Raw genomic sequence first — 25,767 nt, 5'->3', positions numbered from 1 at the left:
CGAGCCCGGCCCGTGTGCGTGCGGGCCTGGCCGTGAAGCCGGGCCACCGCGTCCTGGACTCCAGCAGCGTGATGCTGGAGGCGAGCCGGGTGCGGCTCGGGGCCCACGGGCTCCCGGTCAGGCTCGTCCACGCCGACGCACACGACCTGCCCTTCGCCGACGCGTCCTTCGCGGGCTGCCGGATCGAGCGGGTCCTGCGGCACGTACGCGATCCCGCCGCCGTCCTGGCCGGAGCGGGCCCGTGGACGAGGGCCCGCGTCCTCGAACTGCTCCCGCGGCTGGGGGAGCGGCGCGGGCACCGCGGGGACCAGCTCTGCGGCGGGGAACAGCAGATGCGGGTCCCCGCACTCCGGGGGCCTTCCGTGTCGCGGCCCGAGGCGGGACCGGGTCGAGGATCCGCACCGGTGGGCTTTCCGGCGGGCCGCAGGGCAACCGCCGGCACGGCCGCGCTCCGATGAAAAGGGCCCCGTGCCGCCACGGGTGGCGGCACGGGGCCCCGGGTCAGTGGGGGGCGGGCGGGGTTACCAGGTGCCGGGCAGGGTCTGCCAGCTCAGGAAGCCGTTCTCGAAGCCGCCGTCGGGGCGGCTCTTGAAGGTGAAGGTGCCCGAGGCTCCGCTCGCGTAGTTGTACAGCGAGGAGATGTCGTCACGGCCGTCGCCGTCGGAGTCGCCCGAGAGCGGCATGCCGGCGTTCGTGCCGTACCAGTTCCCCTCCGGGGTGTCCCAGCTGCGGACCGCGTCCGCGACCGTCCCGTCGGGCTTGGCGAGCAGCGTCGACAGCGAGGCGTGGCCGTCCCCGTGGTCGTACATCAGGGCGGCGTCGGCGCGGCCGTCGCCGTTGTAGTCGCCGGCCGTGAACTTGATCTTCGCGTACTCCCAGGCACCGCCGGCGGGCTGGTTCCACGACTTCACCGGGGCGGCGACGCCGCCGTTCGGCTGGGCGAGGAAGGTGAAGACCGCGACGCCGCCGGCCGTGTACCCGTAGAGGGCGACGATGTCGTCCCGCTTGTCGCCGTTCATGTCGCCGACACGGAACGTGGCGTGGTCGATCCACCAGTTGCCCGCGGGCGTCCGCCAGCTCGCGGACGCCGCGTTGAAGAACCCGTCACCCTTCGAGGTCCAGGTGTGGGCCCCTGCTTCGCCGTTGCCGTAGTCGTAGACCATGGCGACGTCCGCCTTGCCGTCCCCGTTGAAGTCACCGGCGAGGGGCTTCGCCTTGGCCCAGTCGAAGGAGCCGGCGCCGGTGCCGACCGCGGTCGTCACCCCCTTGACCGGGGTGAACGTACCCGTGGTGTTGGACAGGAAGCTCCACAGGGAGTTGGACCCGTCGGCGTAGCCGTACAGCGCGACGATGTCGGCGCGGCCGTCTCCGTTGACGTCGCCCGCCGTCCACTTGGCGCGCTGGTACGAGAATCCGCCCTTGGCGCTGGTCCAGCGCACCGTGGGCCGCGCGTACCCGCCGTCGGGCAGCGCGTCGAAGACCCACAGGGCGCAGGTGTTGTCGCCGTAGTCGTAGACGGTGGCGAGATCGCTGCGGCCGTCGCCGTTGAAGTCGCCCGACAGGTCGGTGCGCAGGTGCGCGGTCCGGTCCGCCGGCTGGTGCTCCAGAGTCGCGCCGGTCACGGTGTTGGCGCGGATGTAGCCCTTCTCGAAGTCCTCGCGGACACCGCCCGCCACCTCGTACTCGTACGAGGTCGGGTAGCCGAGGGTGCTCTTCTCGGCGCCCATCGCGATCCACCGCCTGCGTATCGAACCGCGGATCGCCGAGGCGCCGTTGCCCTTGCTCCAGTAGATGGATGCGGTGGCTTCGGCGTCGGAGCGGGGCCGGAAGTGATTGAAGCGGGCGACGGAGCCGTCCCCCACGTTGGTCTCGTCGGTGACCGGGTAGCCGATCCGGCTGGCCGGACCGCCGAGGGAGACGTACGTGGCGTAGATCGAGCCGTGGACGGACCACGCGCCGGTCTCGGTGGACCAGAAGATCCCGCCCTTGCCGCCGGCGGCGGAGTAGAAGGTGGAGAACCTTCCGGTGCCGTCGAAGGTGGGGGTCTCGTCGGAGGTCGGGTAGCCCAGGATGCCCTTCTCGGCGCCCAGCGCGAGCCACTTGGCCCGGATGCCGCCCCACACGATCCACGCGCCGCTGCTCGGGTGCCAGTAGACGGAGCCGTTGTCACTGGTCTGGCCCGGGCCGCGGAGGTTGACGTAGCGGCCCACGCCGTCGGACGGGACGAGCACGTCGGTGGTCGGATAGCCGATCGAAGTGCCGCCCTTGGCCAGGTACTTGGCGAGGATCGGACCGCACAGCGTGTGCGTGCCGGTGGCGGTGGAGGTGAACGCCTGGCACTCCGACCACGAGGTGCCGCCGAGTACGAGCTGCCTGCCGGCACCGAAGGCGGTGCCCCCGGCAGGGGCCTGCCCGGGGAACTCCGTGATGCGGCCGTTGCCGTCGCGCGACCACAGGTCGGCGAAGCCGTTGGCCTCGAAGTCGCCGTTGCTGGACAGGTGCGCGTACGCCGCGCCGGTGAAGCCGCTGCCGATGGAGGTCGTACGGACCGCGGGGTCGGCGAAGACCGACAGGTCGGCCACGGTGACCGCGCCCGGCTCGGTCGTGACCCGACTGGTGTACTGGTGGATCTTTCCGGTGGCCGTGTCGCGGGCCCAGACCTCGGGCAGCCGGTCGCCGTTGAGGTCGCCCGGAGCCATCAGCGTCATGTTCTTCCAGTCGGCGTTGCCGAGCAGGACGGGCTCACCGAAGGCGTCGAGGAAGCCGACGGCCGAGCCGCGGTACAGCCACAGCTGGTCCCCGGTCTTGACCAGCAGGTCGGGCTGGTCGGAGTCGTCGACCCTGCCGTCGCCGTTGTCGTCGTCGACGCTCCCGATCGCGACGGCCTGGTCGGCGTTGGCCCAGTGGTCGTCCAGGTCGGGGTTGCCCACCTGGAGTTCGATGCGGTTGGCGTCCGCGCTCTCCAAGTCCCCGTCGCCCTTGTTGGGGTAGACGTACAGGTTCTTGCGGGAGTTGTCGGGGCTGGGCTGGAGGGCGACGAGGTCCTCGTAGTAGTCCTCGTTCCAGCTGCCGCGGTGCGTCAGCGAGGCGGCGTCGGCGAAGGAGCCCTGGCCGTCGAGCTGGCGGGAGAGGTCGAAGGTTCCGTCGCCCTTGCCCGGGTGCATCCACAGCAGGCCGGAGCCCGGGTCGACGCTCCAGATGTCCACCGTGCCGTCGCCGTTGAGGTCGCCGTGCTTGTCACGGGTGGCCAGGCGCTTGGCGTAGAACAGGTACTCCTTGAGGTTCGAGCGGTTGCCCGAGGCGTCGAGGCTGCGCACGAAAAGACGCTGCGGCCCGGCCGTGGTCGGGGTGTACTTGACGTCCACCGAGCCGCCGACGGTGGTCGGCGGGATCTTGTTCACCTTCGGGTTGGAGTCGGTCCACCACTCGAAGCCGGTGACGTCCTTGACCCCGTTGGCGCTCAGGGTGAAGGTCCCCTCGGAGCGGGCGAAGCCGGTCTTGGCGGGGTCGTCCTCGTTCTCCGGGAACTGCTTCGAGGTCACCACGGGAGTCCGGTCCGGGCGGGTCCGGTCGATGGTGAAGAGGCACTGACCGGCCCAGGGGCCGGCCGGGCCCACGTTGTCCAGGGTCCGGACGTCCCACCGGTAGGTGCCGTTCAGGTCCTTCGCCGGAATGTGCAGCTGCGCGACATTGCCGTTGCTGGCCTTGATGACCGACTTGGTCTGGCTGGAGGAGCCGTCCTTCCACCAGTGGAACTCGGCGCCCAGCGACACGTCCCCCTTGTCCTTGTCCTTCACCCGGGCGCGCAGGACGATCTCGTCGGTGGTCCCGACGACACCGCCCGCGCAGGCCGTGGAGGGGTCGGTGGAGCGGTCCGTGATCTTGTCCGGGGTGGTGTTGAACGTCGTGGAGATGCGGGCGCTGTTCGGGTCCAGCCTGCGCCAGGAGACGTCGACGGTGTCCTTCGCGGCCTTCAGGCCGAAGGTCCAGTTGCCCCAGTGCTTCTTCGCGGCCTCTTCGACCGCCGACTTCACGTTCAGCTCGATCAGGTCGCCGTCGCCGGGGCAGTTGCGCCCGCCGTAGGACTGGCCGCTGGAGTCGACGAGGCGCTGCCAGTCCGGCTGGTTGTTCCAGGTGGTCGACTTGGAGATGGTGCCGGTGTCCCAGACCTGGATGTCACCGGACTTGCAGCTCCACGAGCCGGCCGACTTCTGCTTGACGCGCAGGGTCGACTCGATGATCTGCTTGTCCCAGTAGTCCTTCATGCCGACCTGGAAGAAGGTCTTGGCACAGATCACGGCGTCGCCGTTGGCGGCGTCCTTGGCACAGCCGACGCGGGCGTCCTTGCTGAGGGTGCCGCCGTTCCAGTAGTTCGTGTTCGGCGAGGAGGGGAACGCGTTGTGCTTGTAGGCGATGGTCCACGCCGTCTTCCAGGCGTCCCAGGTCGGGTCGATCACGACCGGGTACGTGGTCTCCGGCGCCTTGAGCAGGCCCTGGTCCGGCGTCAGGGTGAGGGTGGAGCCGTTCAGCCGGACCCCGAGGTCGGCCTGCCTGGCACCGGTGGTGACGCCCTCGACCGGCGCCGGGGGCGCCTCGGCCGGGGCCGACCCGGCGGCGGGCGCGGCCGCGACACCGTAGGCCGCGGAACGCGCCGGGGACTTGGCGGCGGGCGCCGGGGCGGTCTGCGCGGCGGCGGCCTGCGCCTTCTGCCCGCCCGCGTCCCACATCTGCGGCTTCGCCGAGCCGAAGACGGTCTGCCCGGCCGGGTCCACGGCGAGCAACTGCCCGTCGGCCTCGGCCCGTACGGTCAGCCCCTCGGCCTTCAGGCCGAACGCGAGGGAGGCCAGGGCCGGATTGGCGGCGGCCTCACGGGACTTGACGACGAGCGCGTGGGAGAAGCTGTCGACGGTCGCGCTCACCCGCAGGTCCACCCCGGGCAGCACCTCGGGGTAGAGCGCGCTGCTGCCGTCGAGCCGGGGCTCGGGCAGCGGCGCCGGCCAGCTCAGGGCCACGTCGCGGCCGTTCTCCGACATCACCGCGAGAGGAGAGTCGCCGCCGCCGGAAAAGGTGAGGCCGATTGAGGCGGCCTTGGGCGCGAGGCGGCCGTCGGTGCCTTTGTGCAGGGTCGTATCGACGGGAATGAGTTTTCCGCCCTGGCGTACCCGTATGGGAACCAGGGCGTGCTCTGCGGTCCGAGTGCCGTTCGGATTGGCCCACACCTCGTCGGTCTCGGTGCGCAGGCCCACGATTTCAACCGGCTTTCCGGTGCGCTTGGCCTCGGCGGCGGCCTTCTCGGCCTCGGCGGCGGGCGCCGACGCTCCGGCGGCGGGGCCGGAGTCCGCCGCGGCGGCGAGGGGCGCGGTGCCGGTCAGGCCAGCGGTCAGGGCCAGTGTCGCGACCAGTGCCGACGCCCGCAATTGCAGCTGGCCGGTGGCGCGTTGCCGCGCCAGGGGTGGTCTCACGGAGGTTCCTCGTAGTCGATCCGGGCGCGTGGGGAGGGTTCCCGCGCACGGATGGCTTGATCAGTCCCGGCGAGCTTCTCATGGCCGGCGGCGCCTCCGGAAAAAATGGAAGTGGAAATTCCTGTTCCATTCTCCTTCTGTCCGGCTTTGCCTGGACTTGATGCCTGCTTTGCGGTGCGTAATTACTGCTCCGGAGGCGGTCGGAAATGTGGTGCAGCCCTCACTGTTACGGTCTTGGGCCTACGTCCGAATAGTGTGTACATTCGTGCACGCGTGAGCCATGACGGAACCCAATTTGCGAAATCGAAATTGGTACGCTAGGTACGGAAAGCGCAGACGCGCACTCGGCTGGTCGATACCAGCCCTGTCCGTTGCCCTGTGCGTCACCGGGCTGGCGTCGCCACCGGCCTCCGCAGCCTCCTCGTCCTCCCCGTCGGCCCTGCAGAAGCTGACCAAGGTCGGCGGCAAGCCGGTCACCGGAAAGCCCGCCCCCACACGCGCCGAGTCCCAGCTCCACCAGTGGACCGCGCCGCCCAAGGTCGTCTGGCCCGCGGCCGGTTCGGCCGAGGTGCAGGTTCCCGCCACGACCCCCGCCCAGGGCTCCGCGCCCGCCGGCGGCCGCTCCCGGCTGCTCTCGGCCCCCGCGGCGGGCGGTCCCTCCGCCCCGCCGCCGGGCGGACCGGTCAAGGCCGGGAAGTTGCCCGTACGGATCGGCTCCGCCCCGGCGTCGCCGCAGATCCGCAACTCCCCGCAGGCGCACGCCGCTTCCCCCTCGGGGGCCGACGCAGCCGCCACCCCCGAGACCCCGGTCAAGGTGAAGGTCGACCTGCTCGACCGGAACGCCGCCGACAAGGCGGGCGTCCCCGGCGGGCTCCTGATGGCCGTGAAGCGGACCGACACCCGCTCCGGCGCCGCACCGGTCTCGGTCGAGCTCGACTACAACGCCTTCAAGAACGCCTACGGCGGCAGCTGGGGTTCCCGGCTCCGCTTCACCGCGCTGCCGGCCTGCGTACTGACGACCCCCGAACGCCCTGAATGCCGTACGGCCACCCCCGTCACCGCGGACAACGACGCGAGCACGGGCACCCTCACGGCCACCGTCGCCACCGCCGCACAGCCCGGCGCCACCACCACGACCGGCTCGTTCGCCACCAAGGGCACCGACGGAGCCCGCGCCGGCACCCCCATGGTGCTGGCCTCGGCCGCCGCGGCCGCCCCCATGGTGCTGGCCGCCGCGCCCGGCGCCGACGGCGCGAACGGCACCTTCAAGGCCACCTCGCTGAACCCCTCCGGCTCCTGGCAGGCGGGCGGCTCGGCCGGCGACTTCTCCTGGTCCTACCCGCTGGAAGTGCCGGCCTCCCTCGGCGGCCCGAGCCCGTCCCTGGCCCTCGGGTACTCCAGCGCCCAGATCGACGGCCGCACCTCGGCCTCCTCGCAGCAGACCTCCTGGGTCGGCGACGGCTGGGACCTGGGGTCGAACTTCATCGAGCGCTCCTTCATCCCCTGCAGCCAGGACAAGAAGGAGGGTTCCGGGTTCAACAACCCCAAGGACGACACGGGCGATCTCTGTCACGCCGTCTCCACGGTCACGATGTCCCTCAACGGTGGCTCCACGCAGCTCGTCCGGGACGACAAGACCGGCGTCTGGCGCCCCTCCGACGACGACGGCTCCCGCGTGGAGCTGCTCTCGGGCGCCGACAACGGGGACAAGAAGGGCGAGCACTGGCGGGTCACCACCCCGCAGGGAGTCCAGTTCCACTTCGGCCTGAACAAGGTGCCGGGCTGGACCACGGGCAAGCCCGTCACCAACTCCGCCCTGCTCGTGCCGGTCTACGGCAACCACCCCGGCGAGGACTGCTTCAAGGCCGGAGACTTCGCGAACTCGGTCTGCGACGAGGTCTACCGCTGGAACCTCGACTACGTGGTGGACCCGCGCGGCAACGCGATGACCTACTGGTACAAGAAGGAGGTCAACCACTACGGGTCCAACTACAAGATCGCGGGCGGTTCCACCAACCGTGCCTACGACCGCGGCGGCTGGCTCGACCACATCTCCTACGGCCTGCGCAGCGACAGCCTCTTCGCCAACGCCCCGGCCCAGGTGCAGTTCACCGTCGCCGAGCGCTGCCTGAAGACGAAGGACTTCGACTGCGCCGAGGACAGGCTCAAGCCCGAGGTGGACTGGAACATCGCCAAGATGTGGCCCGACACCCCCGGCGACCAGCTGTGCGCGGAGAAGGTGGAGTGCAAGGCGCGCTTCACGCCGACCTTCTTCACCCGCAAGCGGCTGACCGAGATCACCACCGAGGTCTGGAACGGCTCCGCCCACCAGCCCGTCGACACCTGGAAACTCACCCAGGACTTCCCGCAGACCGGTGACGGCACCGACTACCCGCTGTGGCTCTCCGCCGTCCAGCACACGGGCCGCAACGGCAAGGAGATCAGCCTGCCGCCGGTCACCTTCCGCGGAAAGCAGCTGCCCAACCGGGTCGACGGCCTGGACGACGGCAAGCCGCCGTACCTGCGCTACCGCATCGAGGCCATCGACACCGAGACCGGCTCCACGGTCAACGTGCACTACCGCGAGCCGGAGTGCCGGGCCGCCAGCCCGCGCGTGATCCCGTCCTCCCACGAGTCGAACACGCTGCGCTGCTACCCGGTGATCAGCGAGATACCGGACCCGAACGACCCCAAGCGCGAGAAGAAGCTCTACGTCACCGACTGGTTCCACAAGCACCTCGTCGACCAGGTCCAGGAGGAGGACCGCAACGGCAACTCCCCGACGCGCGTCACCGAGTACCAGTACCTCGGCACGCCGGCGTGGGCGTACGACGACGAGACCGAGACGATGCGCCCCAACACGCGCACGTGGTCGCAGTGGCGCGGCTACGAGCGCGTACGGACGCTGATCGGCGCGGCGCCCGACAAGCGGTCCCTGACCGAGACGCTGTACTTCCGCGGCCTGGACGGCGACCGGGCGGCCCCCTCGGGCGGCAAGCGCTCCGTGAAGGTCAAGGACTCCGAGGGCAAGGAGATCGCCGACCACCGCCTCTTCGCCGGCCAGACCCGCGAGGTCCTGGCGTACAACGGCGAAGGCGGCGCCCTGGAGGCGGCGACCACGTACACCCCGTGGCTGCACGGCCCGACGGCCACCCGCCTGCGCGAGGGCATCGAGCCGCTCCAGGCCTTCGTCCGGGGCACCACCGACGTCGCCTCCCGCACGCTCCTCTCCGAGGGCCGGGGCTGGCGGCGCAACGCGCAGCAGACCGAACTCGACGAGCAGGGCAAACCGCTGACCGTCTCGGATCTCGGCGACCTCGCCGACCCGAAGGACGACAGCTGCACCCGCTACGAGTACGAGTCCGACGACAGCCTGTGGATCATCGGCCGCGAGAAGCGGATCGAGACGGTCGGCAAGGCCTGTGACGCCAAGGACGTGAAGCGTCCCGACGACGTCATCTCCGACGCCCGCCTGTCCTACGACGCCGTCGGCAACGTGGTCCGCTCGGAATCCCTGTCCGGATACGCGAACGGCAAGCCCCAGTACACGCTGGACGGCTCGCTCACCTTCGACGCCTACGGGCGCCCGAAGACGACGACCGACGTGTTCGGCAAGGTCACCAAGATCGACTACACCCCGGCCGCCGGCCAGATCGTCACCAAGGTCGTCACCACCAACCCGCTCGGCCACACCGACACCACCGAGACCGACCTCGGCCGCGGCTCGATCCTGGCCAAGCAGGACACCAACGGCCGCCGCAGCGTCATGCAGTACGACGCACTCGGCCGCCTCGCCAAGGCGTGGTCCCCGGACCGCGACCCCGTCGCCAAGTCCCCGGACGCCGAGTTCACCTACGACGTCCGCCCGGACGCGCCCGTCGTCATCACGACCAAGTCCCTCGTCGACGACGGCAGCTACCGCAGCAGCTACGAGATCTTCGACAGCAGCCTGCGCATCCGCCAGACCCAGCTGGAGGCCCTCGGCGGCGGCCGGCTGATCGCCGACACCTTCTACAACAGCCTCGGCCAGATCTGGAAGTCCAACGGCGCCTACTACACCGGCGGCACCGCCTCCGGCGAGCAGTGGGGCCCGAAGGACAACGAGGTCCCGTCCTCCACCGTCACCGAGTACGACGGCAGCGGCCGGCCCACCGCGCAGATCTCCCGCAAGTTCGGCGAGGAGACCTCGCGCACGACCACCTCGTACGGCGGCGACAGCATCACCGTCGACCCGCCGACCGGCGAGACGCCCACCCAGGCGTACCTCGACGGCCAGGGTCGCAAGACCGAGCTGCGCCACTTCCGCTCGGACTCGCCGACCGGCGCGTACGACAGCACCCGCTACGGCTACGACCAGCGCGGACAGCTCGAGAGCGTCGTCAACGCGGCCGGGGACACCTGGAGCTTCCAGTACGACATCCGCGGCCGCCAGACGAAGGTCACCGACCCGGAGAAGGGCACCACGTCCAAGGTCTTCGGCAAGGGCGACCGCCTGGAATCGGTGACCGACCAGCGGGGCAAGACCGTGGCGTTCGCCTACGACGGTCTGGGCCGTGTCACAGCGACCCACGAGGGCTCGCTGTCGGGAGCCAAGCTCAGCGAGATCGCCTACGACACCCTGCCGGGCGCCGTCGGCCTCCCGGTCTCCTCCACCCGGTACGTGGGCGGCAACGCCTACACCCATGCCATCACCGGTTACGACCAGGGGTACCGGCCCACCGGATCCACGGTGACCATCCCGAAGTCGGAGGGGGCGCTCGCCGGCACCTACTCCTTCTCCACCGGCTACCGGCCCAACACGGGCCTGACCGCGTGGTCGCAGCAACCGGCGGTCGGCGGACTGCCCGCCGAACGCGTGACCATGACCTACAACCACTTCGAACTGCCCACCGTCATGGGGGTGGCGGGCAAGACGTTCGTGGGCAAGGTCGACTACTCGCCGATGGGCGACGTGCTGCGCACGGAGACCGGAGCCGCCGGCTCCCAGCTGTTCACCACCAATTTCTACGACGAGCAGACCCGGCGCCTGACGCGCACCGTCAACGACCGGGAGAAGGCCCCCGGCCGGATCAACGACACCTCCTACGACTACGACGCCGTCGGCAACATCCTCAAGGTCAAGGACCAGGAGGGCGCGGCCGCCACGGGCACGACGGACACGCAGTGCTTCGCCTACGACTACATGCGCCGCATGAGCGAGGCGTGGACGGCGACCGACGACTGCGCGGCAAAGCCGAACGCGACCGGCCCCGGCTCCGCGCCGAAGGTCGGCGGCCCGGCCCCGTACTGGACCTCGTACTCCTTCGACACGGCGGGCAACCGCACCAAGGAGGTCCAGCACTCCACCAGCGGCGACCTGACCAAGGACGTCATCCGCTCCTACGCGTACGGCACCCCGGGCAAGCCCGCCGCCAACCGCCTCCAGCGGGTCGACACCACCGGTCCCGGCGGCACCCGTAGCGACTCGTTCACCTATGACGACGCCGGGAACACCGCGACCCGCACCGTCCAGGGCAACAGCCAGCGGATGGAGTGGGACGTCGAGGGCCACCTCGCCAAGGTGACCGAGGGCGCGAAGACGACCGAGTTCCTCTACGACGCCAACGGCAACCGCCTGATCAAGCGGGACCCGGCCGGTACGACGCTGTACCTGCCCGGTACCGAGGTCCGGCTGGCCCCGAACGGCGCGGTGGAGGCCACCCGCTACTACGCGCACACCGCCGGCCCGACCATGGTGAAGACCGCCAAGGGCGGTACGGTCACCACCTCCTACCTGCTCGCCGACAACAACGGCACGGCCACGACGGCCGTGGACGGGGCAACCCAGGCCGTCACGCGCCGCAAGTTCACCCCCTTCGGTGACGCGCGGGGCACCGCCCCGGCGGTGTGGCCGGGCAAGAAGGCCTTCGTCGGCGGCGAGACGGACGAGTCCACCGGGCTGGTCCACCTGGGGGCGCGGGAGTACGACCCGGCCACCGGGCGGTTCCTCTCCGTCGACCCGATCGTCGACTACAACGAGGCCGCTCAGCAGAACCCGTACGCCTACGCCAACAACTCGCCCGTGACCTTCTCGGACCCCTCCGGCCAGGCCATCGCGCCCCCGGTGATGCCGATCAAGGACTTCACGGACGCCGAAGTGGCCTGGGCGAACTGGGCGAACGGCCGCAGCGCCCTCGACGTCGCACTGGACGTGGCCATCGGCATCCTCAAGGACGCCTCCGGCTACAACGACATCAAGGCCTGCCTCGGCGGTGACTGGGGCGCCTGCGCCGGCCTCGCTTTCGAGGCGGCCCTGCCCTTCGCGGGCAAGGCAAAGCGCATCCTGAAGGCCCTGGACCGGGCCTGGGACGCCTTCAACAGCTGGATGGGCAAGCTGAAGCTCGCCCGGGACATCCTGGCGCGCGTCGAGCGCTACCAGCAGGCGATGGCCAAGTACGCCGAGGACCTGGCCGAATGGAAACGCCAGATCGAGGAAGCGGCCGAACGGGCCAGAAAACTGGAGGAGGAAGCGGCGGCGGCCCGAAGAGCCGCACAGGCGGAACGCGCCGCGGCGGCGGCCCGCAAGGCCGATGAGGCCAAGGCCACCGCCGCCCGGCAGGCCAAGGAGGCCTCGGCCCGCGCGAAGAAGGCCGACCGGCACGGCAAGTCCTCGAAGTCGGCCGAGCCGAAGAAGGCCGCGAAGAACGACGGCGGCGACGGGGGAGGCGGCGGCTGCAAGGTCCGCAACAGCTTCACCCCCGGTACCGAGGTCGTGATGGCCGACGGCTCCGCCAAGCCGATCGAAGACGTGCGGATCGGTGACGAGGTCCTCACGACGGACCCCGGGACCGGTCTGACCACCGTCGAGCCCGTTTCCGCGCAGATCACCGGTGAAGGCGAGAAGCACCTGGTCCGCATCACCGTCGACACCGACGGGGACGCGGGCCCGGCCACCGACGTCATCACCGCGACCGACGGCCACCCCTTCTGGGTGCCGGAGCAGCGGCGCTGGGTCGACGCCGGCGAGCTGAAGGCCGGCCAGTGGCTCCAGACGTCCTCGGGGACCTGGGTGCAGGTCACCTCGGTGGCGGCGTGGACGCAGGCACAGCGCGTCCACAACCTGACGGTCACCGACACGCACACGTACTACGTGCGCGCGGGCGCGGCCGCCGTCCTGGTCCACAACTGCGGTGCTCTCAAGAACGCCTCCGACGACGACCTGCGGGCCGCGGCGCTCAAGGAGATCCCGCCGAAGAACGGCAAGCCGTTCCAGCGGGACTTCCACATGACCGAGGCCGGCCGGGCCCTGCAGAAGCACACCGACCCGGTCAAGCGCACCGCCGACCACGTCAAGAAGTACCTGCCGTTCCTCAACGGGGCCAACCGCCTCACGGACAAGCGGGCGCTGAACGACGGGGGCGAGGTACTGCTGGACGAGATCCTGGGCAGCCCCACGGCCACCAGGAGCATCGACACGGCCTCGGCCTTCTACGGTGGGCACGTTCTCGACATCGTCGAGAAATCCACCGGCCGCGGCGCGAGATGGAGTCTGCGCGGCGGCGGACTGCAATTCGAGGGATGGCTATGAGGGTTTTCACCGTGCAGGGGCGGGAGTACGCCGCCCTCACCGTGCTCGGCAGCGATGATTTCGACGCCATGGAAGTGGTGGAGATGACCGATGCCGGACGGGGTGGGCTGCTGCTGGAGTTCCGCATGGACGAGGAGTCGGCCGCGCTGACCCACCTCGGTGCGGAGGTCGGCATCCCGCTGCTCAGGGCCTCCCTGGAGATCTTCCGGGAGGACTTCCTGGAGCCGAGGCGCGCGGCGGGCCTGCCGCTGCCGCCCTGGTAGCCCGTACGGACTGAACCCTGGGGAGAGCCCCGCCGGACACGCGTCCGGCGGGGCTCTCCCGCGTCCGCTCCCACACCGGCGGTCCGCCTGCCGTGGCTGCCGCCCTGTCACTCCGGAACCTTCCGGATGCCTTCGCGGACGCTCCCGCCGCTACTTTGTCGACCGCGCACTCCGGTCCGACCAGCCCAGGGAGCAGTGATGCCGACGACCGCCGCCACGCTCAGGCACCAGGAGCGCAGGGTGCTCCATGCCGTCGGCTGCGGCCTGCGGGACGACGAGATCGCGGCCGACCTCGCCATCCCCGAAGACGCGGTCGCCGGACACCTCGCGCGCGTCCTGGCGAAACTCGGGCTGCGCGACCGGGCCGCCGCCATCGTCCACGCCTTCGACTGCGGCCTCGTCGTCCCCGGCAGCGGCCCCCGCACACGGGGCGCGAGCCCGCTGCCGCGCACCGCCGCGGGCCCGGCGGCCGGACCGACGGTACGGATCTCCCTGCTCGGACCACTGCGGGCAGGGCAGGACGGGCGCCCCCTCGACCTGGGGCACCTGCGACAGCAAGCCGTACTGGCGGCGCTCGCGCTGGGCGCGGGGCGGACGGTCAGCAGGCAGGAACTGCTCGACGGAGTGTGGGGGATGGAGCCGCCCCTGACGAACGTGGTGCCGGTGTACGTCTACCGGCTGCGCAAGGCCCTGCGCACCGGGGACGGTCCGCAGCGGGTGATCGAGCACGACCGGTGCGGCTACCGGCTCGCCCCCGGCGCCGTCGAAGTGGACGTGGCGCGCATGGAGGAACTGCTCACCGATGTCGGGCGGGCCGAGCGGGCGGATGAGGCGAGCGAGGTGGTCCGCCTGTGTGCCCAGGCGCTGGACCTGTTCCGCGGGGAGCCCCTGGCCGGCCTGCCCGGACCGCTGGCCGAGGTGGAGCGGCTGCGGCTGAACGAGCGCAGGATCGCCATCACGCAGCGGAAGGCCCGGTGGCAGCTGCGCCTCGGGCGGCAGTGCGAAGCGATCGCCGAGCTGTTCGACCTGTCCGCGGCGCACCCGCTGAACGAACCGGTCGCCGCGCTGCTGATGCGCGCGCTGTACCTCGGAGGCCGGCGGACGGACGCCCTGACCGTTTTCGACCGCACCCGCCGCCGTCTGGCCGCGGACCTGGGGGTCGCGCCGAGCCCGGTGCTGCGGCGGACGTACGGGACGATCCTGCGCGGGGACCGCCCGTCGGCGGCCGGTTTCCCGGCCGCCGACGGGCGGTGAAGGAGCCCGCCGCGTGGTTACCAGGCGTACCAGGCGCCGTTGTACCACTGCTCGCTGGCGCTGTCGTTGTGGTGGTCCATGTTGAAGTCTTCGGGGTAGTTCTTGACGTGGTTGTTCGGGTAGGTCCAGATGCCCGCGGACTCGTCGCAGACGTAGTCCCAGTGGCAGATGGTCTTGACGGGCACGTTGCCGAAGAACCTGTCGGCGCCCGCGAGCGGGGCGCCGATGATCCCGCCGAACGGCACGGACCCGCCGTTGGCACCGGGAGGGCCCTGGCGCTTGGGGTCCGCGATGAGAACGGCGTTGACGTTGCCGAAGGTCTGCCAGTTCTCGGTGACCCACGTGTGCACCACCGCGGCGCCCAAGGAGTACCCGCCCATCTTGACGTGCTGCCAGGGGCAGGCGGCACGCTGGTCGCGGACCAGGCGGTTCAGCTCATTGACGCCCGCCCGGGCGCTCGCGCCGTTGGGGATCTGGGTGGGGTACCCGACGTGCTGCTGGATGTTGCCGTAGAAGCCGTCGTTGTTCCACGAGCTGCCGGTACCCCCGACGACGATCGTGTACGTGCCCTCGCACGAAGCCGCCGCTCTTGCCGCGGCCCCCTGTGCGGTGGCCCCCTGTACCGCTGAAAGTCCGACCGTCAGCAAAAACCCGGCTGCCACGGCCGTGATCCTTCTGGCTCGCATTCGATCCTCCCCAATAGTCGGCCCACGCGTCCGCCTTCCGTTGCGGAACGCAGTCGGCCGAGGTCACCGGACGACAGTCGCAGCGGCCGATGACATCCCGATGAAACCCGCGACGGCGTGGCCGCTCCATCGGGATTTCATCGCCCCTTCCTAGCGTGGGTGCGTTCGGAGGAAGGCCTCGACCACAGGGGAAGGACGGCTCGATGGCGCGGAGGGGATTCATGGCGAGGCTGCCGGTGGCGGCCGTGGCCGCGGTGGCGGTGATGAGCACGCTGGCGGCTTCCGGATCGCCGGCCGGGGCATCGTCCGCCGGGTCGGCCGTCGCCGTACGGGGGCCGGACAAGCCGACGATCCGCTACACCGAGTACGGCGTCCCGCACATCATCGCCTCGGACTGGGAGGGACTGGGAACGGGCTACGGATACGCGGCGGCCGCGGACAACGTCTGCACCCTGGCCGAGACCTACCTGATGGTCAATGCCCAGAAGTCCCGCTATCTGGGCCCCGGCGGCAAGGCCAGCCCCGGCGAGAAGCAGAACACCACCACCAATCTCAACAGCGACCTGTACTTCCAGCGGATCAACGACGACCGCGTGGTGGAGCGATTGCTCGACCAGCCCGCCCCCAACGGGCCGGAGCCGGAGGTCAGGGAAGCCATTCGCGGCTATGTCCGGGGATACAACAGGTACCTGGCCGAGACGGGCGTGAACAACATCTCCGACCCGGCCTGCCGCGGTGCGGCCTGGGTGCGGCCGATCACGGAACTGGACGTCTACCGGCACGCGCACGCCGAGATCATCATGGGCAGCGCCGATCCGCTGCTGGACGGTCAGGTGACCGCCGCGCCGCCGGGGGCTTCGGCCGCGTCGCCGCCGGCGTCCTCTCCCGAGGAGACGGCGGCGAAGATCCGAGACGCCCTGGCCGTCAGCCGTCAACAGAGCATGGGCAGCAACGCCTTGGCGGTGGGTTCGCAGGGCGTGTCCGGGGGCACCGGAATGCTGCTGGCCAACCCGCACTTCCCGTGGCAGGGCAAGAACCGGATGTGGCAGAGCCAGTTGACGATCCCGGGGAAGATCAACGTCTCCGGTGCGAGCCTGCTCGGATTCCCCGCGGTGAACATCGGGCACAACGACGACGTCGCCTGGAGCCACACCGTCGCCACGGTGGCCCCGTTCGGGCTGTTCGACGTACAGGTCGATCCGCTGAACCCGACCAACTACCTGGTCGACGGCGCCTGGCAGCGGATGACCTCGCAGCAGGTCTCCGTCGACGTACTGAACGCGGACGGCTCCGTCGGCAAGGTCACCCGGACGCTCTGGGCCACCCGGTACGGCCCGATCGTCACCTCGGTCCTGGGCATCCAGCTGCCATGGGTGGTCAGCGCGCACGCCGTGCGCGACGTGAACATGGACAACCTGCGGGCGCTCAACACCTGGTTCCACCTGGACCAGGCCAAGGACGTCGACGAGGTGGTCAATACGTTGGAGACCACGCAGGGCGTGCCCTTCTTCAACACCGTCGCCTCCGACCGCAAGGGCAACGCGCTGTACGCGGACATCCAGGCCACCGCGAACATCACCGACGAGCACGCACAGTCGTGCCTCACCCTGACCGGGCGGCTGCTGTTCAATCAGGAGCTGCGGCTGCCGAACGTGCCGCCGGTCTCCGTCTTCGACGGCAAGCGCAGCGCGTGTGACTGGCCGGACGACCCGAACGCGGTCGCGCCCGGACTGCTGGACCCGCACAAGCAGCCGCGCCTGATCCGCAAGGACTTCGTCGGCAACGCCAACGACAGCGCCTGGCTGGCCAACCCCGAGCAGCCGCTGTCCTTCCCGAGGGTGATGGGCGATACGGCGGCTCCCCGATCACTGCGTACCCAGGAGCTGATCCTGACCGCGCAGAACCGGATCAACGGCACCGACGGCCTGCCCGGGCCCCGGGGCTTCACACCCGAGAACATGCGGCAGTTGCTGTTCGCGGACAACAGCAGGGCGGCCGATCTGGCCCTCGACGCCACGGTCGCGATGTGCCGGGGCGTCCCCTTCGGGCTCATCCTGGTGGACGGCAATCTGGTCAACGTGAGCGAGGCCTGCCCGGTCCTGGCCGCGTGGAGGGACCACGACTTCACGGCGGACAGCCGGGGGTCGTGGCTGTTCGAGAACTACTGGGCCTTCCTGCTGGGCGGGCAGGCGATCGAGAAACTGCCGTGGCGGGTGCCCTTCGACCCCAAGGACCCGGTGCACACGCCCAATTCGCTGGACTCCGGAAGCTCCGCCGTCCGGGACGCGTTCGGCCGGGCGGTTCTCGCGCTGCGCAGGGCGGGCGTTGCGCTGAACGCGCCCCTGTCGGACGTCCAGAAGATCACCCGGGGCGGCGAGCAGATCCCGGTCCACGGTTCGATCAGCGAACTGGGCGTACTGAACGTGGTCACTCCCGGCCTGGTCGACGGCACGCTCGACATCACCTTCGGATCCAGTTTCATCCAGCAGGTGAAGTTCACCGCCGACGGCCCGCCGCAGGCCTCCTCGGTGCTCGCCTACTCCCAGTCGGCCAACCCGAACTCGCCGCACCACGCCGACCAGACCAGGCTGTTCTCGGCCGGCCAGTGGGTGGCGGAACGGTTCACCGAGGAGCAGATCGCGGCTTCGCCGGCACTGGAGATCAAGATCCTTTCCTGATGAGGCCGCTCTTCCATCAGCATGTCCAATGACAAGGCTCCCGAGGAGGAACTCCGTGATGAGGAAAACGAGCCGGTGGCGCTTGGCGGTGGCAGTGATGGCCGCCGTGGTCGCGATGGCCGTGCCGGCGGGTTCGGCGCAGGCGGCAGAGCCCACCGGGCCGCCGCCGCTGGCGGACGGCTTCGGCCTGACCCAGGTCGACACGGCGACGGGCGGTCCCCGCAACTTCTACATCACCGTGACCACACCGGAGGTCGCGGGCAAGCACCACATCAAGATCATCCTGCCGAGCGGCTACTACGACGACCCGGCCAGGCGCTATCCGGTGCTGTACTTCCTGCACGGGTCCCCTGACGACCCGATCCAGCAGAACTACCCCGCGCTGACCACCTCCGACCAGATGATCACCGTCATCCCGGACGGCGGCGCCCGGGGCTGGTACGCCAACTGGCTGAACCAGAGGACCGCGGCCGGTGTCCAGAACTGGGAGAACTTCCACCTCAAGCAGGTGATCCCGTTCATCGACGCGAACCTGCGCACCATCGCCACCAAGAAGGCCAGGGCCGTCGCCGGCGTCTCCATGGGCGGGTTCGGTGCCCTGCACTACGCCCAGGTCCGTCCCGACCTGTTCAGCCAGACCGCGTCCCTGTCGGGGGACATCGATCTCTCGGTCCGCTCCATGGACCTGCGGATGGCCGTCGTCGCCTCCCTCGTCGCCTACGAGCCCAGTGTGGACAGCGACGCCGTGTTCGGCTCGCCCTACCCGGTGTTCAACGCCGACTGGAGGTTCAACGAGGTCGACCCGGCGGCACACATGGACAAGCTCGCGGGAGTGGGAGTCTCCATCTACGTGGGCAACGGACGCGGAGACGTCACCGACTTGGAGTTCTGGGTCGAGAGCGCGTCCAAGCACGTCAAGGACAGCATGGACGCCCTGCGGATGCCCTACTACTACGTCGACTACGGCGACGGCTCCGCCTGGGGCACCCAGTGCAACGGCGGGCACAACGCCGGCTGCTGGGAACAGGACCTCCGTGACCTGATCCCCAGGCTGGAGAGGTCCTTCGCCGCCTGACGACCACGCGCAGACAAAGGAGTCGAACGATGGAAACGCGAAACCCCGAAGCGCCCTGGGGCACCACCCGCATGGCGCCGTACGCCGAGACCGCTCCGGTACCCCCGTACGTACCGGTGATCGACCCCGAGACCCAGATCGCCGTCGTCGTCGACGCACACGGTCACACGGCCGGACTCCACAACTCCCAAACCAGCAGCAGCACCTCGGGCTCCACGAGTACCAGCAGCGCCGACAGCTACGACTCCGACGACACCTCGGACTCCGACTACGACCAGTGATGACGACAGGTCCGAGCGGGTCGGTACTGGTGCTGACCAACCCCGACGACGTGACCACCGACCTGGTACTGCGCATCCTCGCGGAGCGCCGGGTCCCGGTGGTCCGTCTCGACCCCGGCACCGACCTGCATGCAGGTGCCGCGCTGACCGCCGCGTACGGCACGGGCGGTCAGCGCGGCACCCTGCGCACGGCGAGCCGCGAGCTCGACCTCACCCTAGTGCGCTCCGTCTGGACGCGCCGTCCCTCACCCTTCGACGGCCCGCCGGAACTGGACGGACAAGAACGCCGGTTCGCGGCGTCGCAGGCGCTGTGGGGGGTCGGCGGCATCCTGGCATCGCTCTCCGGAGCCCACTACGTCAACCACCCGTGGAACAACCGGGCGGCGGAGTACAAACCGGCCCAGCTGGCCACCGCCCGGCACAGCGGCCTCTCGGTCCCCGACACGCTGATCACCAACGACCCGCGTCAAGCACGGGAGTTCGCCGCCCTCCATGCCGGCGCAGTGGTCTACAAGCCGTTGTGGAACACCCCCTACGCGGTGGACGGCCGAGCACAGCAGGTGTGGGTACGGGAGGTGCGCCCGCACGAGATCACCGCCGCCGTGGCCGCCTGCCCGCACCTCTTCCAGGCCACGGTGGAGAAGGCCTTCGACGTACGCCTCACGGCCGTCGGCAACCGGTTGTCCGCCGCCCGGATCGACAGTCCCGATCTCGACTGGAGGCAGCGGCAGTCCCTGATGGAGTGCACGCCGATCGCCGTTCCCGATCCGGTCGCCCGAGCGGTCTGCGCCTACCTCACGGCTTTCCGACTCACCTTCGGCGCGTTCGACTTCGCCGTCACGCCCGCCGGTGACTGGTACTTCCTCGAGTGCAATCCCAACGGGCAGTGGGCCTGGCAACCCGGCCCGATCACCGAATCGATCGCCCACGCCATCGCCGACCAACTCCAGAAGGGTCCCGAGCTGTGAGCCCGTCCCCTGAACCCCGCTACGGCACAGAAGGGGTCAACCGGTGCAGGTGATGGAGAAGGGGACCGGGTTGGAGGTGGCGTGGGTGGGGCGCTGGAGTTCCACCGCCAATCCGGTGGTGAGGGTGCCGGCCTTCGCGTAGGTCGTGAGGTGCACCGTGTCACGTCCCGCGGGGGTGGCCTCGTCGCCGATCTTCATGGTGCGCCAGTGCGGGTCCACCACCGAGCCGTCGCCTGACACCCAGCGGTAGGAGATCAGGGTCGGCTCGGATGCGGTGAAGGTCGCGGTGAACGACGGGGCCTTGCTCTCGGGGCTCGGGCAGCGGCCGGTGTAGGTCGTGTTCGCGCCCACCACCGACATCCGTACGCCCGGGCCCGGGGCGGTGTCCCCGTGGTCGCCGGTGAGGGCGTAGGCCAGCCCGGCGGCGGTCAGCACGCACGCGGCCGCGCCGGCCGTGACGAAGGCCGCCGTACGGCGCCTGCGGAGCGGGGCGGAGGGGACGTACGGCGCGGCCGAGAGTTCCGTTATCGCAGGCGCCCCGGCCGTGGTGGCCGCCGCCACGTGTTCCGTCGGAGCCGACTGGACCGGGGCGGCCGTCGTGGTGACGTCCGGTCCGCGGGCGATGTCCCGCAGGGCTTCGGCGACTTCGGCGGCGGGGGTCCGCTGGGCCGGCTCCTTGCGGAGGAGCCCGGCGATGACCGGGGCGAGCGGACCAGCCCGGACCGGCACCGGAGGTTCCTCGTCCACCACGGCGCGCAGCGTGCTCAGCACGGTGTCCTGCCGGAAGGGGGAGAGCCCCTCGACGGCCGCGTAGAGCATCACACCGAGTGACCACAGGTCCGACTCGGGACCCGAGGGGCGGCCCAGCGCCCGCTCCGGCGGCAGGTACTCGGGGGAGCCGACCACCTCGCCGGCCATGGTCAGGGCGGTGCTGCCCTCGACCATCGCGATGCCGAAGTCCCCGAGCACCACCCGCCCGTCCTCGGCGAGCAGCACGTTCGCCGGCTTCACGTCCCGGTGCTCCACCCCGACGGCGTGCGCGGCGCGCAGTGCGCCCAGTACCTCCGCGCCGATGTGCGCGGCGTACCGCGGGGTGAGCGGACCTTCGGCCCGCAGCAGATCGGCCAGCGACGGTCCGCGGACCAGTTCCATCACGATCCAGGGCCGGTCGTCGTCCATGACCACGTCGTGGACCGTCACCACATGACGGTCGGGTATCCGGGCCGCAGCCCACGCCTCGCGCTCGAGCCGGCCGTACATCCTCGCGATGTCGTCCGGCCCCAGGCCGGCCGGGGGCCGCACCTCCTTGACGGCGACCTCCCGCTGCAGGGTCTCGTCGCGGGCGCGCCACACGGTGCCCATGCCTCCCTCGCCGAGCCGGGACAGCAGCCGGTAGCGGCCCGCGATCAGACGTTCGCCGCCGGGCCCGGCCATCACCGCCGCCTCCGCAGTGCCCGCGGTGATGGCCGGGCCCGCGGCGGTGGCCGCGAGCACGGTCTCCGTCACGGTCTCGGTCTCGGTTTCCTCGTTGTGCATGGGGGCGGTTCTTCCTCTCAAGGCGGCCGACGTGAGCATCACGTACCGGCCGGGCCCCCGGTTCAGCCGGGCGCGGGGAAATTTTCGGAGATGCCCGAACCGAACACCTTCTCGATGGCGTGTTGCTGTCGTAGGAACAGTCAGCAGCATCGCTTTCGAGGAGTGTGCAGTGCCATCGGTCATCGTCGGGCGAACGGGTCCCTTCACCGGGCAGAGCGTCGTCCTGGGCAGCGAGCCCCTCAGCTTCGGGCGCAAGAGCGACAACGGCGTCGTGATCGTCAGCCCCAGCGCCTCCCGGCTGCACGCCGAGGTCCTCGCGGAGGACGGCGGGTTCGTCCTCTACGACCGGGACAGCCGCAACGGCACCTTCGTCAACGACCAGCGCGTCACCCGGCAGGTCCTGCGCGCGAACGACTGCATCCGCATCGGTGACGAAACCTTCCTCTACGAGGCGCAGGACTCGATGGAGACGGTCATGGACCTCTCCCTCCTGGACGTCCCCCGGCCGAGCGCCGCGGACCCCGGCACGCTGCGGGTCACCGTCACCGGTGGCGGCCCGGTCGGCCTCGCCTTCGCCCTGGCGCTCGACGAGATGCTGCCCGGCCGCACCGCCATCACCCTCTACGACGGGCGGTGGACCAGGAAGGGCCCCGCGGTCGTCTGGAAGGACGAGACCCAGGGCAACTTCCGCCGCCAGCAGGTGGTGACCGTCCAGAGCCGGCAGTACCTCGCCCTGTCCGAGGAGGTGCTCACCGCACTCTTCGACGACGACGGCGCGTACTCCGAGATGTGGCCCGTCGGCCCGGACTCCGTAGACGGCCGCCCGCCCCGCAACATCCGGATCGCCCACATCGAGGACCGGCTGCTGGACCTGGCGAACCGCCGGTCGGCGATCCGCCTCGTCCCCAGGCGTTTCGACGTGGAGGAGCAGCAGAACCGGCTCGCCCAGGAACACGTCCTGGTGGTTTGCGAGGGCGGCCGCTCCCGCACCCGCGAGCACTATGCCGACCGCTTCGGCGCGGCCGACGCCTCGATCTACTCCCTCGACGGCGAGCACCTCCAGGACATCGTCCTGGGCCTGCGCGTCAAGTCGAAGCTGCCCGACCCCATGAGCGTACTGCTCACGGTCTCGCAGAACCGGTTCCTCCTCAACTCGCTGCGCGGCGAGGGCTTCCTGAACATGCGGCTCACCCGCGAAGAGGCCAGGAACGTCATCGGCATCGACCCGGTGCGCCAGGTGTTCGAGGAGTGCATCGCCACCCGCCCCTGCCTGATGAGCCGGCAGGAGGAGGACAACGAGTTCCGCTGCCCCACCCATGGCACCCTGTTCCTGCCCGCGCTGCTGCGCAGCTCCCCGCTGTGGAAGGAGATCCGGCAGGGCCTCAGCCTCTTCGGCGTGGCCGAAGACGACCTGTCGGCGATCACCTCGTTCCGGCTGGACATGGTGCAGCGCCCGCGGTTCACCGCGCAGCTGCACCGCCCGACCGCGACCAGCCCCGGTACGTACGGGTTCCTGCTGGGCGACGCGGCCAACGCCATCCACTTCTGGCCGGGCCGCGGCCTCAACAGCGGTCTCGCCTCCGCCACTTCACTGGCCCGCTCGCTCAGCCGCGCCTGGCGGGGCAAGCCGCTGCGGGACGCCGACTTCATCCGGCACGAGGCGGCGATGTCCATGCTCCAGTACCGCCACAAGAGCCGGGCCTGGAACGCCATGGTGACCACCGACGAACAGGGCGTCACCCGCGCCATCAGGGACATCATCGCGCGCAGTACGGAGGCCGGCGGCGGCGCCGCGTCCGGTGCGGCGTCCCGTGCGGGGGCCGGGCCGGCATCCGGTGCCGCCTCCGGGCCGGCATCGGCTGCCGCTTCCGGTGGCGTGGACGGGAGCGACCTGGACGCGCTGCTGGACCGCATGTCCGGGATCCGCGACCGGCTGGCGTCCCGGCTTCCCGGCCTGCCCACGGACGCGGAACTCCGTTCCCACCTCGCCCCGATCGCCCCCGCCACCCTGCGCACCCTGCGGGAGAGCGGCGCCTGGGACACCCTGATCGTCGGAGGCGAGGAGGCCGACATCGACCTGTTCTACCAGTCGGAGTCCCCGGTCTTCGTGCCCCGCCCGGCCGACCCCCGGGCCCTCCCGCGGGCGTAGGGTCCGCATCGCTCGCGCTCCGATGGTAACGACTGTTACCATCGGGCCATGGCGAAAACACAGCTGGGTGCCCGCGTGGACGCGGACATCGCGGAACTGGCGAAGAAGCGCGCCGCCGACCTGGGCCTGAGCATCGGTGACTACCTCGCACGCCTGGTGCAGGACGACGCCAGCGGGCTGCGGGCCCGGTCGGTGGACGCCGCCGCCCGCTTCCTCGCCGAGCACCAGAGCGTCTTCGACGAGGCCGAGGACGCCCAGCAGGGTTCACCGGGGGCGCGTGCCGCCTGATGGAACTGCACATCGACGTCGCCTGGATCCTGCAGGTCGCCGAAGCGGCCGGGGTGGGCGACCCGGCCCCGGACGACTACGGAGTGCCCGTCTCGGCGGTCGCCCGCCACCGGGCCGAGCTGTTCGAGCAGCCGCTGTACGACGGTCCGTACGCAAAAGCGGCAGCCCTCGTCCACACCCTCGCCCGCTGCCGCTGGCTGGAGCGCTCCAACCTGGCCGTCGCGGCGGCCACCGGCGTCATGTACCTCGAAGCCGCCGGGATCCGCGTCAAGCCCACCCGTGACGACGCCATCGCGCTCCGGGACCTCCTCCTCAGCCCCGCCTGCTCCGCAGGGAGGATCTCCGCACTGCTGCGGACCTGGCCCACGGCCACCTGATCACGGCCACCTGATCACGGCCGCCGCTGCCGTTCAGCGCAGTACGGCCGCCAGCAGATCGGCGCCCAGCGCCGTCAGAGCGGGCAGGTCGAGGGCGTATCGGACGTACCGGCCGTGGCGCCGCGCCGTGAGCAGGCCCGCGCTGCGCAGGACGGCGAGGTGACGGGAGACCTCCGGGGGTGAAAGCTCCCAGGCGTGGGCCAGTTCACCGTTGGTGTGCGGGCCGCGGGCCAGCGTACGCAACAGACGCAGCCGTACCGGATGCGCCAGCGCCTCCAGCCGCAGGGTGACCGTCTCCAGGGATACCGGCTCCGACGGACCCGGCCCGGCCACGGGGTACTGCACGACCGGATGCCACCCGGGCGCGTGGACCACCACCAGGTGCGGGCTGCCGAAGACACTGGGGATGAAGGTCACCCCGGCGCCGTGGGCGGCGGTCGCCTTGTCCTGCAGCTTGTCCACGACGATGCAGTCGCCGTCCGGTGCCAGGGCGACGGCGCCGGAGACCGAGGCGAGCGCGGCCGCGGGGCCCTGCTGCTTCAACAGGTCGTTCTTCAGGCGCAGGTCGGTGGCGAGCCGTACGGCCACGTCCGTCCAGGCGTCGTCGAAGAAGGCCCGCGCGCACTGTTCGAGGGTGCGCCGCACCCGCGCCCGTACGGAGCCCGGGTCCGCCAGCAGCCGTTCCGCGAAGGCCTCTTGCCGGGCGCCGCGGGCCTGGGCCAGTTCCAGGGCCCGCTCGCGCGCCGCGGCATCGGTGAGCGGCGACCGCGCGGCGAGGCGGGCCCGGCTGCCGCCGCAGGTGGTGACGAGCGCGGCGGTCACGTACGTCTCGTCGTCGATCCGGTCCACCTCGTCCAACTCCTCGGCGAGGGTGGGACGCGGACGCGCGGGCAGCAGGAAGTCGGCCTGTGAGGAACGCCAGAGGAACTCCGCCTCCCGCAACCGCTCCGCCAACTCCGCCCGCAGCCCGGCCCAGACGTCCGCGGCCCAGTCGGCGAACTGCGGATGGTGCCCGGGTTCGGCCAGTACGTGCAGCATCGCTGTCAGCTCTGCCAGCGGCGAGGCGGCGAACCGCACGCGCTCGGACGGCAGCCCGCCGATGTCGATCCTCAAGGTCATCCCCTCAGGATCGCCGACCGGACGGCCGGCGACGACGTCGGTTGACGGTGTCCGTCAACCGACG

The 25,767-nt window shown here is 70.7% G+C and carries 15 protein-coding genes; 11 read left to right on the top strand and 4 right to left on the bottom strand.

All coding sequences use genetic code 11. The features are described 5' to 3' along the window. Positions 1–14 precede the first annotated feature (14 nt). Positions 15–458, top strand: coding sequence for a methyltransferase domain-containing protein (locus tag K7B10_RS02510; RefSeq protein ID WP_372481353.1), 444 nt, complete (start codon positions 15–17; stop codon positions 456–458). 63 nt (positions 459–521) lie between these two features. Here the strand turns inward: K7B10_RS02510 and K7B10_RS41160 are convergent, their stop codons facing one another. Further along, positions 522–5,462 (bottom strand): FG-GAP-like repeat-containing protein, encoded by a 4,941-nt coding sequence (locus K7B10_RS41160; RefSeq protein ID WP_229334306.1) that lies wholly within the window; start codon positions 5,460–5,462, stop codon positions 522–524. A 295-nt stretch (positions 5,463–5,757) separates the two neighbouring features. On the opposite strand from K7B10_RS41160, the gene K7B10_RS02500 reads away from it, so the two are divergent. The 3 genes from K7B10_RS02500 to K7B10_RS02490 all read left to right on the top strand — a co-directional run bounded on the left by K7B10_RS02500 (position 5,758) and on the right by K7B10_RS02490 (position 14,546). Then, positions 5,758–13,029 carry a polymorphic toxin-type HINT domain-containing protein gene (locus K7B10_RS02500; protein ID WP_229334305.1) on the top strand — a complete coding sequence of 2,424 codons (7,272 nt, stop codon included), beginning with the start codon at positions 5,758–5,760 and terminating at the stop codon, positions 13,027–13,029. After that, the gene (locus K7B10_RS02495) at positions 13,020–13,292 is read left to right on the top strand and encodes a hypothetical protein (RefSeq protein ID WP_229334304.1); all 273 of its coding nucleotides are present in this window, start codon (positions 13,020–13,022) and stop codon (positions 13,290–13,292) included. Before K7B10_RS02500 ends, K7B10_RS02495 begins: the two co-directional genes overlap by 10 nt. A gap of 198 nt (positions 13,293–13,490) precedes the next feature. Continuing rightward, positions 13,491–14,546, top strand: a complete 1,056-nt coding sequence (locus K7B10_RS02490) for an AfsR/SARP family transcriptional regulator (RefSeq protein WP_229334303.1) — start codon at positions 13,491–13,493, stop codon at positions 14,544–14,546. Positions 14,547–14,563: 17 nt separating this feature from the next. Here the strand turns inward: K7B10_RS02490 and K7B10_RS02485 are convergent, their stop codons facing one another. Continuing rightward, positions 14,564–15,232 carry a cutinase family protein gene (locus K7B10_RS02485; RefSeq protein WP_229334302.1) on the bottom strand — a complete coding sequence of 223 codons (669 nt, stop codon included), beginning with the start codon at positions 15,230–15,232 and terminating at the stop codon, positions 14,564–14,566. A gap of 221 nt (positions 15,233–15,453) precedes the next feature. Here K7B10_RS02485 and K7B10_RS02480 point away from each other — a divergent pair, with 221 nt between their 5' ends. Genes K7B10_RS02480 through tgmB form a run of 4 tightly spaced genes read left to right on the top strand, consistent with a single transcriptional unit; the run spans position 15,454 to position 20,234 of the window. Continuing rightward, the gene (locus K7B10_RS02480; protein WP_443734617.1) at positions 15,454–17,910 is read left to right on the top strand and encodes a penicillin acylase family protein; all 2,457 of its coding nucleotides are present in this window, start codon (positions 15,454–15,456) and stop codon (positions 17,908–17,910) included. 58 nt (positions 17,911–17,968) lie between these two features. Continuing rightward, positions 17,969–18,985: an alpha/beta hydrolase gene (locus K7B10_RS02475; protein WP_267501310.1), complete on the top strand. Its 1,017-nt coding sequence runs from the start codon at positions 17,969–17,971 to the stop codon at positions 18,983–18,985. A gap of 29 nt (positions 18,986–19,014) precedes the next feature. Then, positions 19,015–19,266, top strand: a complete 252-nt coding sequence (gene tgmA, locus K7B10_RS02470) for a putative ATP-grasp-modified RiPP (protein ID WP_229334299.1) — start codon at positions 19,015–19,017, stop codon at positions 19,264–19,266. Then, complete coding sequence (gene tgmB / locus K7B10_RS02465) at positions 19,266–20,234, top strand: ATP-grasp ribosomal peptide maturase (protein ID WP_229334298.1); 969 nt, start codon at positions 19,266–19,268, stop codon at positions 20,232–20,234. Before tgmA ends, tgmB begins: the two co-directional genes overlap by 1 nt. Before the next feature lie 36 nt (positions 20,235–20,270). Here the strand turns inward: tgmB and K7B10_RS02460 are convergent, their stop codons facing one another. Further along, positions 20,271–21,668: a serine/threonine-protein kinase gene (locus K7B10_RS02460; protein ID WP_229344713.1), complete on the bottom strand. Its 1,398-nt coding sequence runs from the start codon at positions 21,666–21,668 to the stop codon at positions 20,271–20,273. 271 nt (positions 21,669–21,939) lie between these two features. Between K7B10_RS02460 and K7B10_RS02455 the strand changes: the two genes are divergently transcribed. Genes K7B10_RS02455 through K7B10_RS02445 form a run of 3 tightly spaced genes read left to right on the top strand, consistent with a single transcriptional unit; the run spans position 21,940 to position 24,584 of the window. Next, entirely contained in the window at positions 21,940–23,919 is a 1,980-nt protein-coding gene (locus K7B10_RS02455; protein WP_229334297.1) for an FHA domain-containing protein, read from the top strand. Positions 23,920–23,967: 48 nt separating this feature from the next. After that, complete coding sequence (locus K7B10_RS02450) at positions 23,968–24,207, top strand: hypothetical protein (protein WP_229334296.1); 240 nt, start codon at positions 23,968–23,970, stop codon at positions 24,205–24,207. Further along, positions 24,207–24,584 (top strand): fic family toxin-antitoxin system, toxin component, encoded by a 378-nt coding sequence (locus K7B10_RS02445; protein ID WP_229334295.1) that lies wholly within the window; start codon positions 24,207–24,209, stop codon positions 24,582–24,584. Before K7B10_RS02450 ends, K7B10_RS02445 begins: the two co-directional genes overlap by 1 nt. A 33-nt stretch (positions 24,585–24,617) precedes the next feature. Here the strand turns inward: K7B10_RS02445 and K7B10_RS02440 are convergent, their stop codons facing one another. Then, on the bottom strand, positions 24,618–25,703 hold the full coding sequence (locus K7B10_RS02440; protein WP_229334294.1) for a helix-turn-helix domain-containing protein: 1,086 nt from the start codon (positions 25,701–25,703) through the stop codon (positions 24,618–24,620). Positions 25,704–25,767 lie beyond the last annotated feature (64 nt).

It is taken from the genome of Streptomyces flavotricini, assembly GCF_020639365.1.
Taxonomy (GTDB): domain Bacteria; phylum Actinomycetota; class Actinomycetes; order Streptomycetales; family Streptomycetaceae; genus Streptomyces; species Streptomyces flavotricini.
This window is presented reverse-complemented; position numbering and strand designations above follow the sequence as displayed.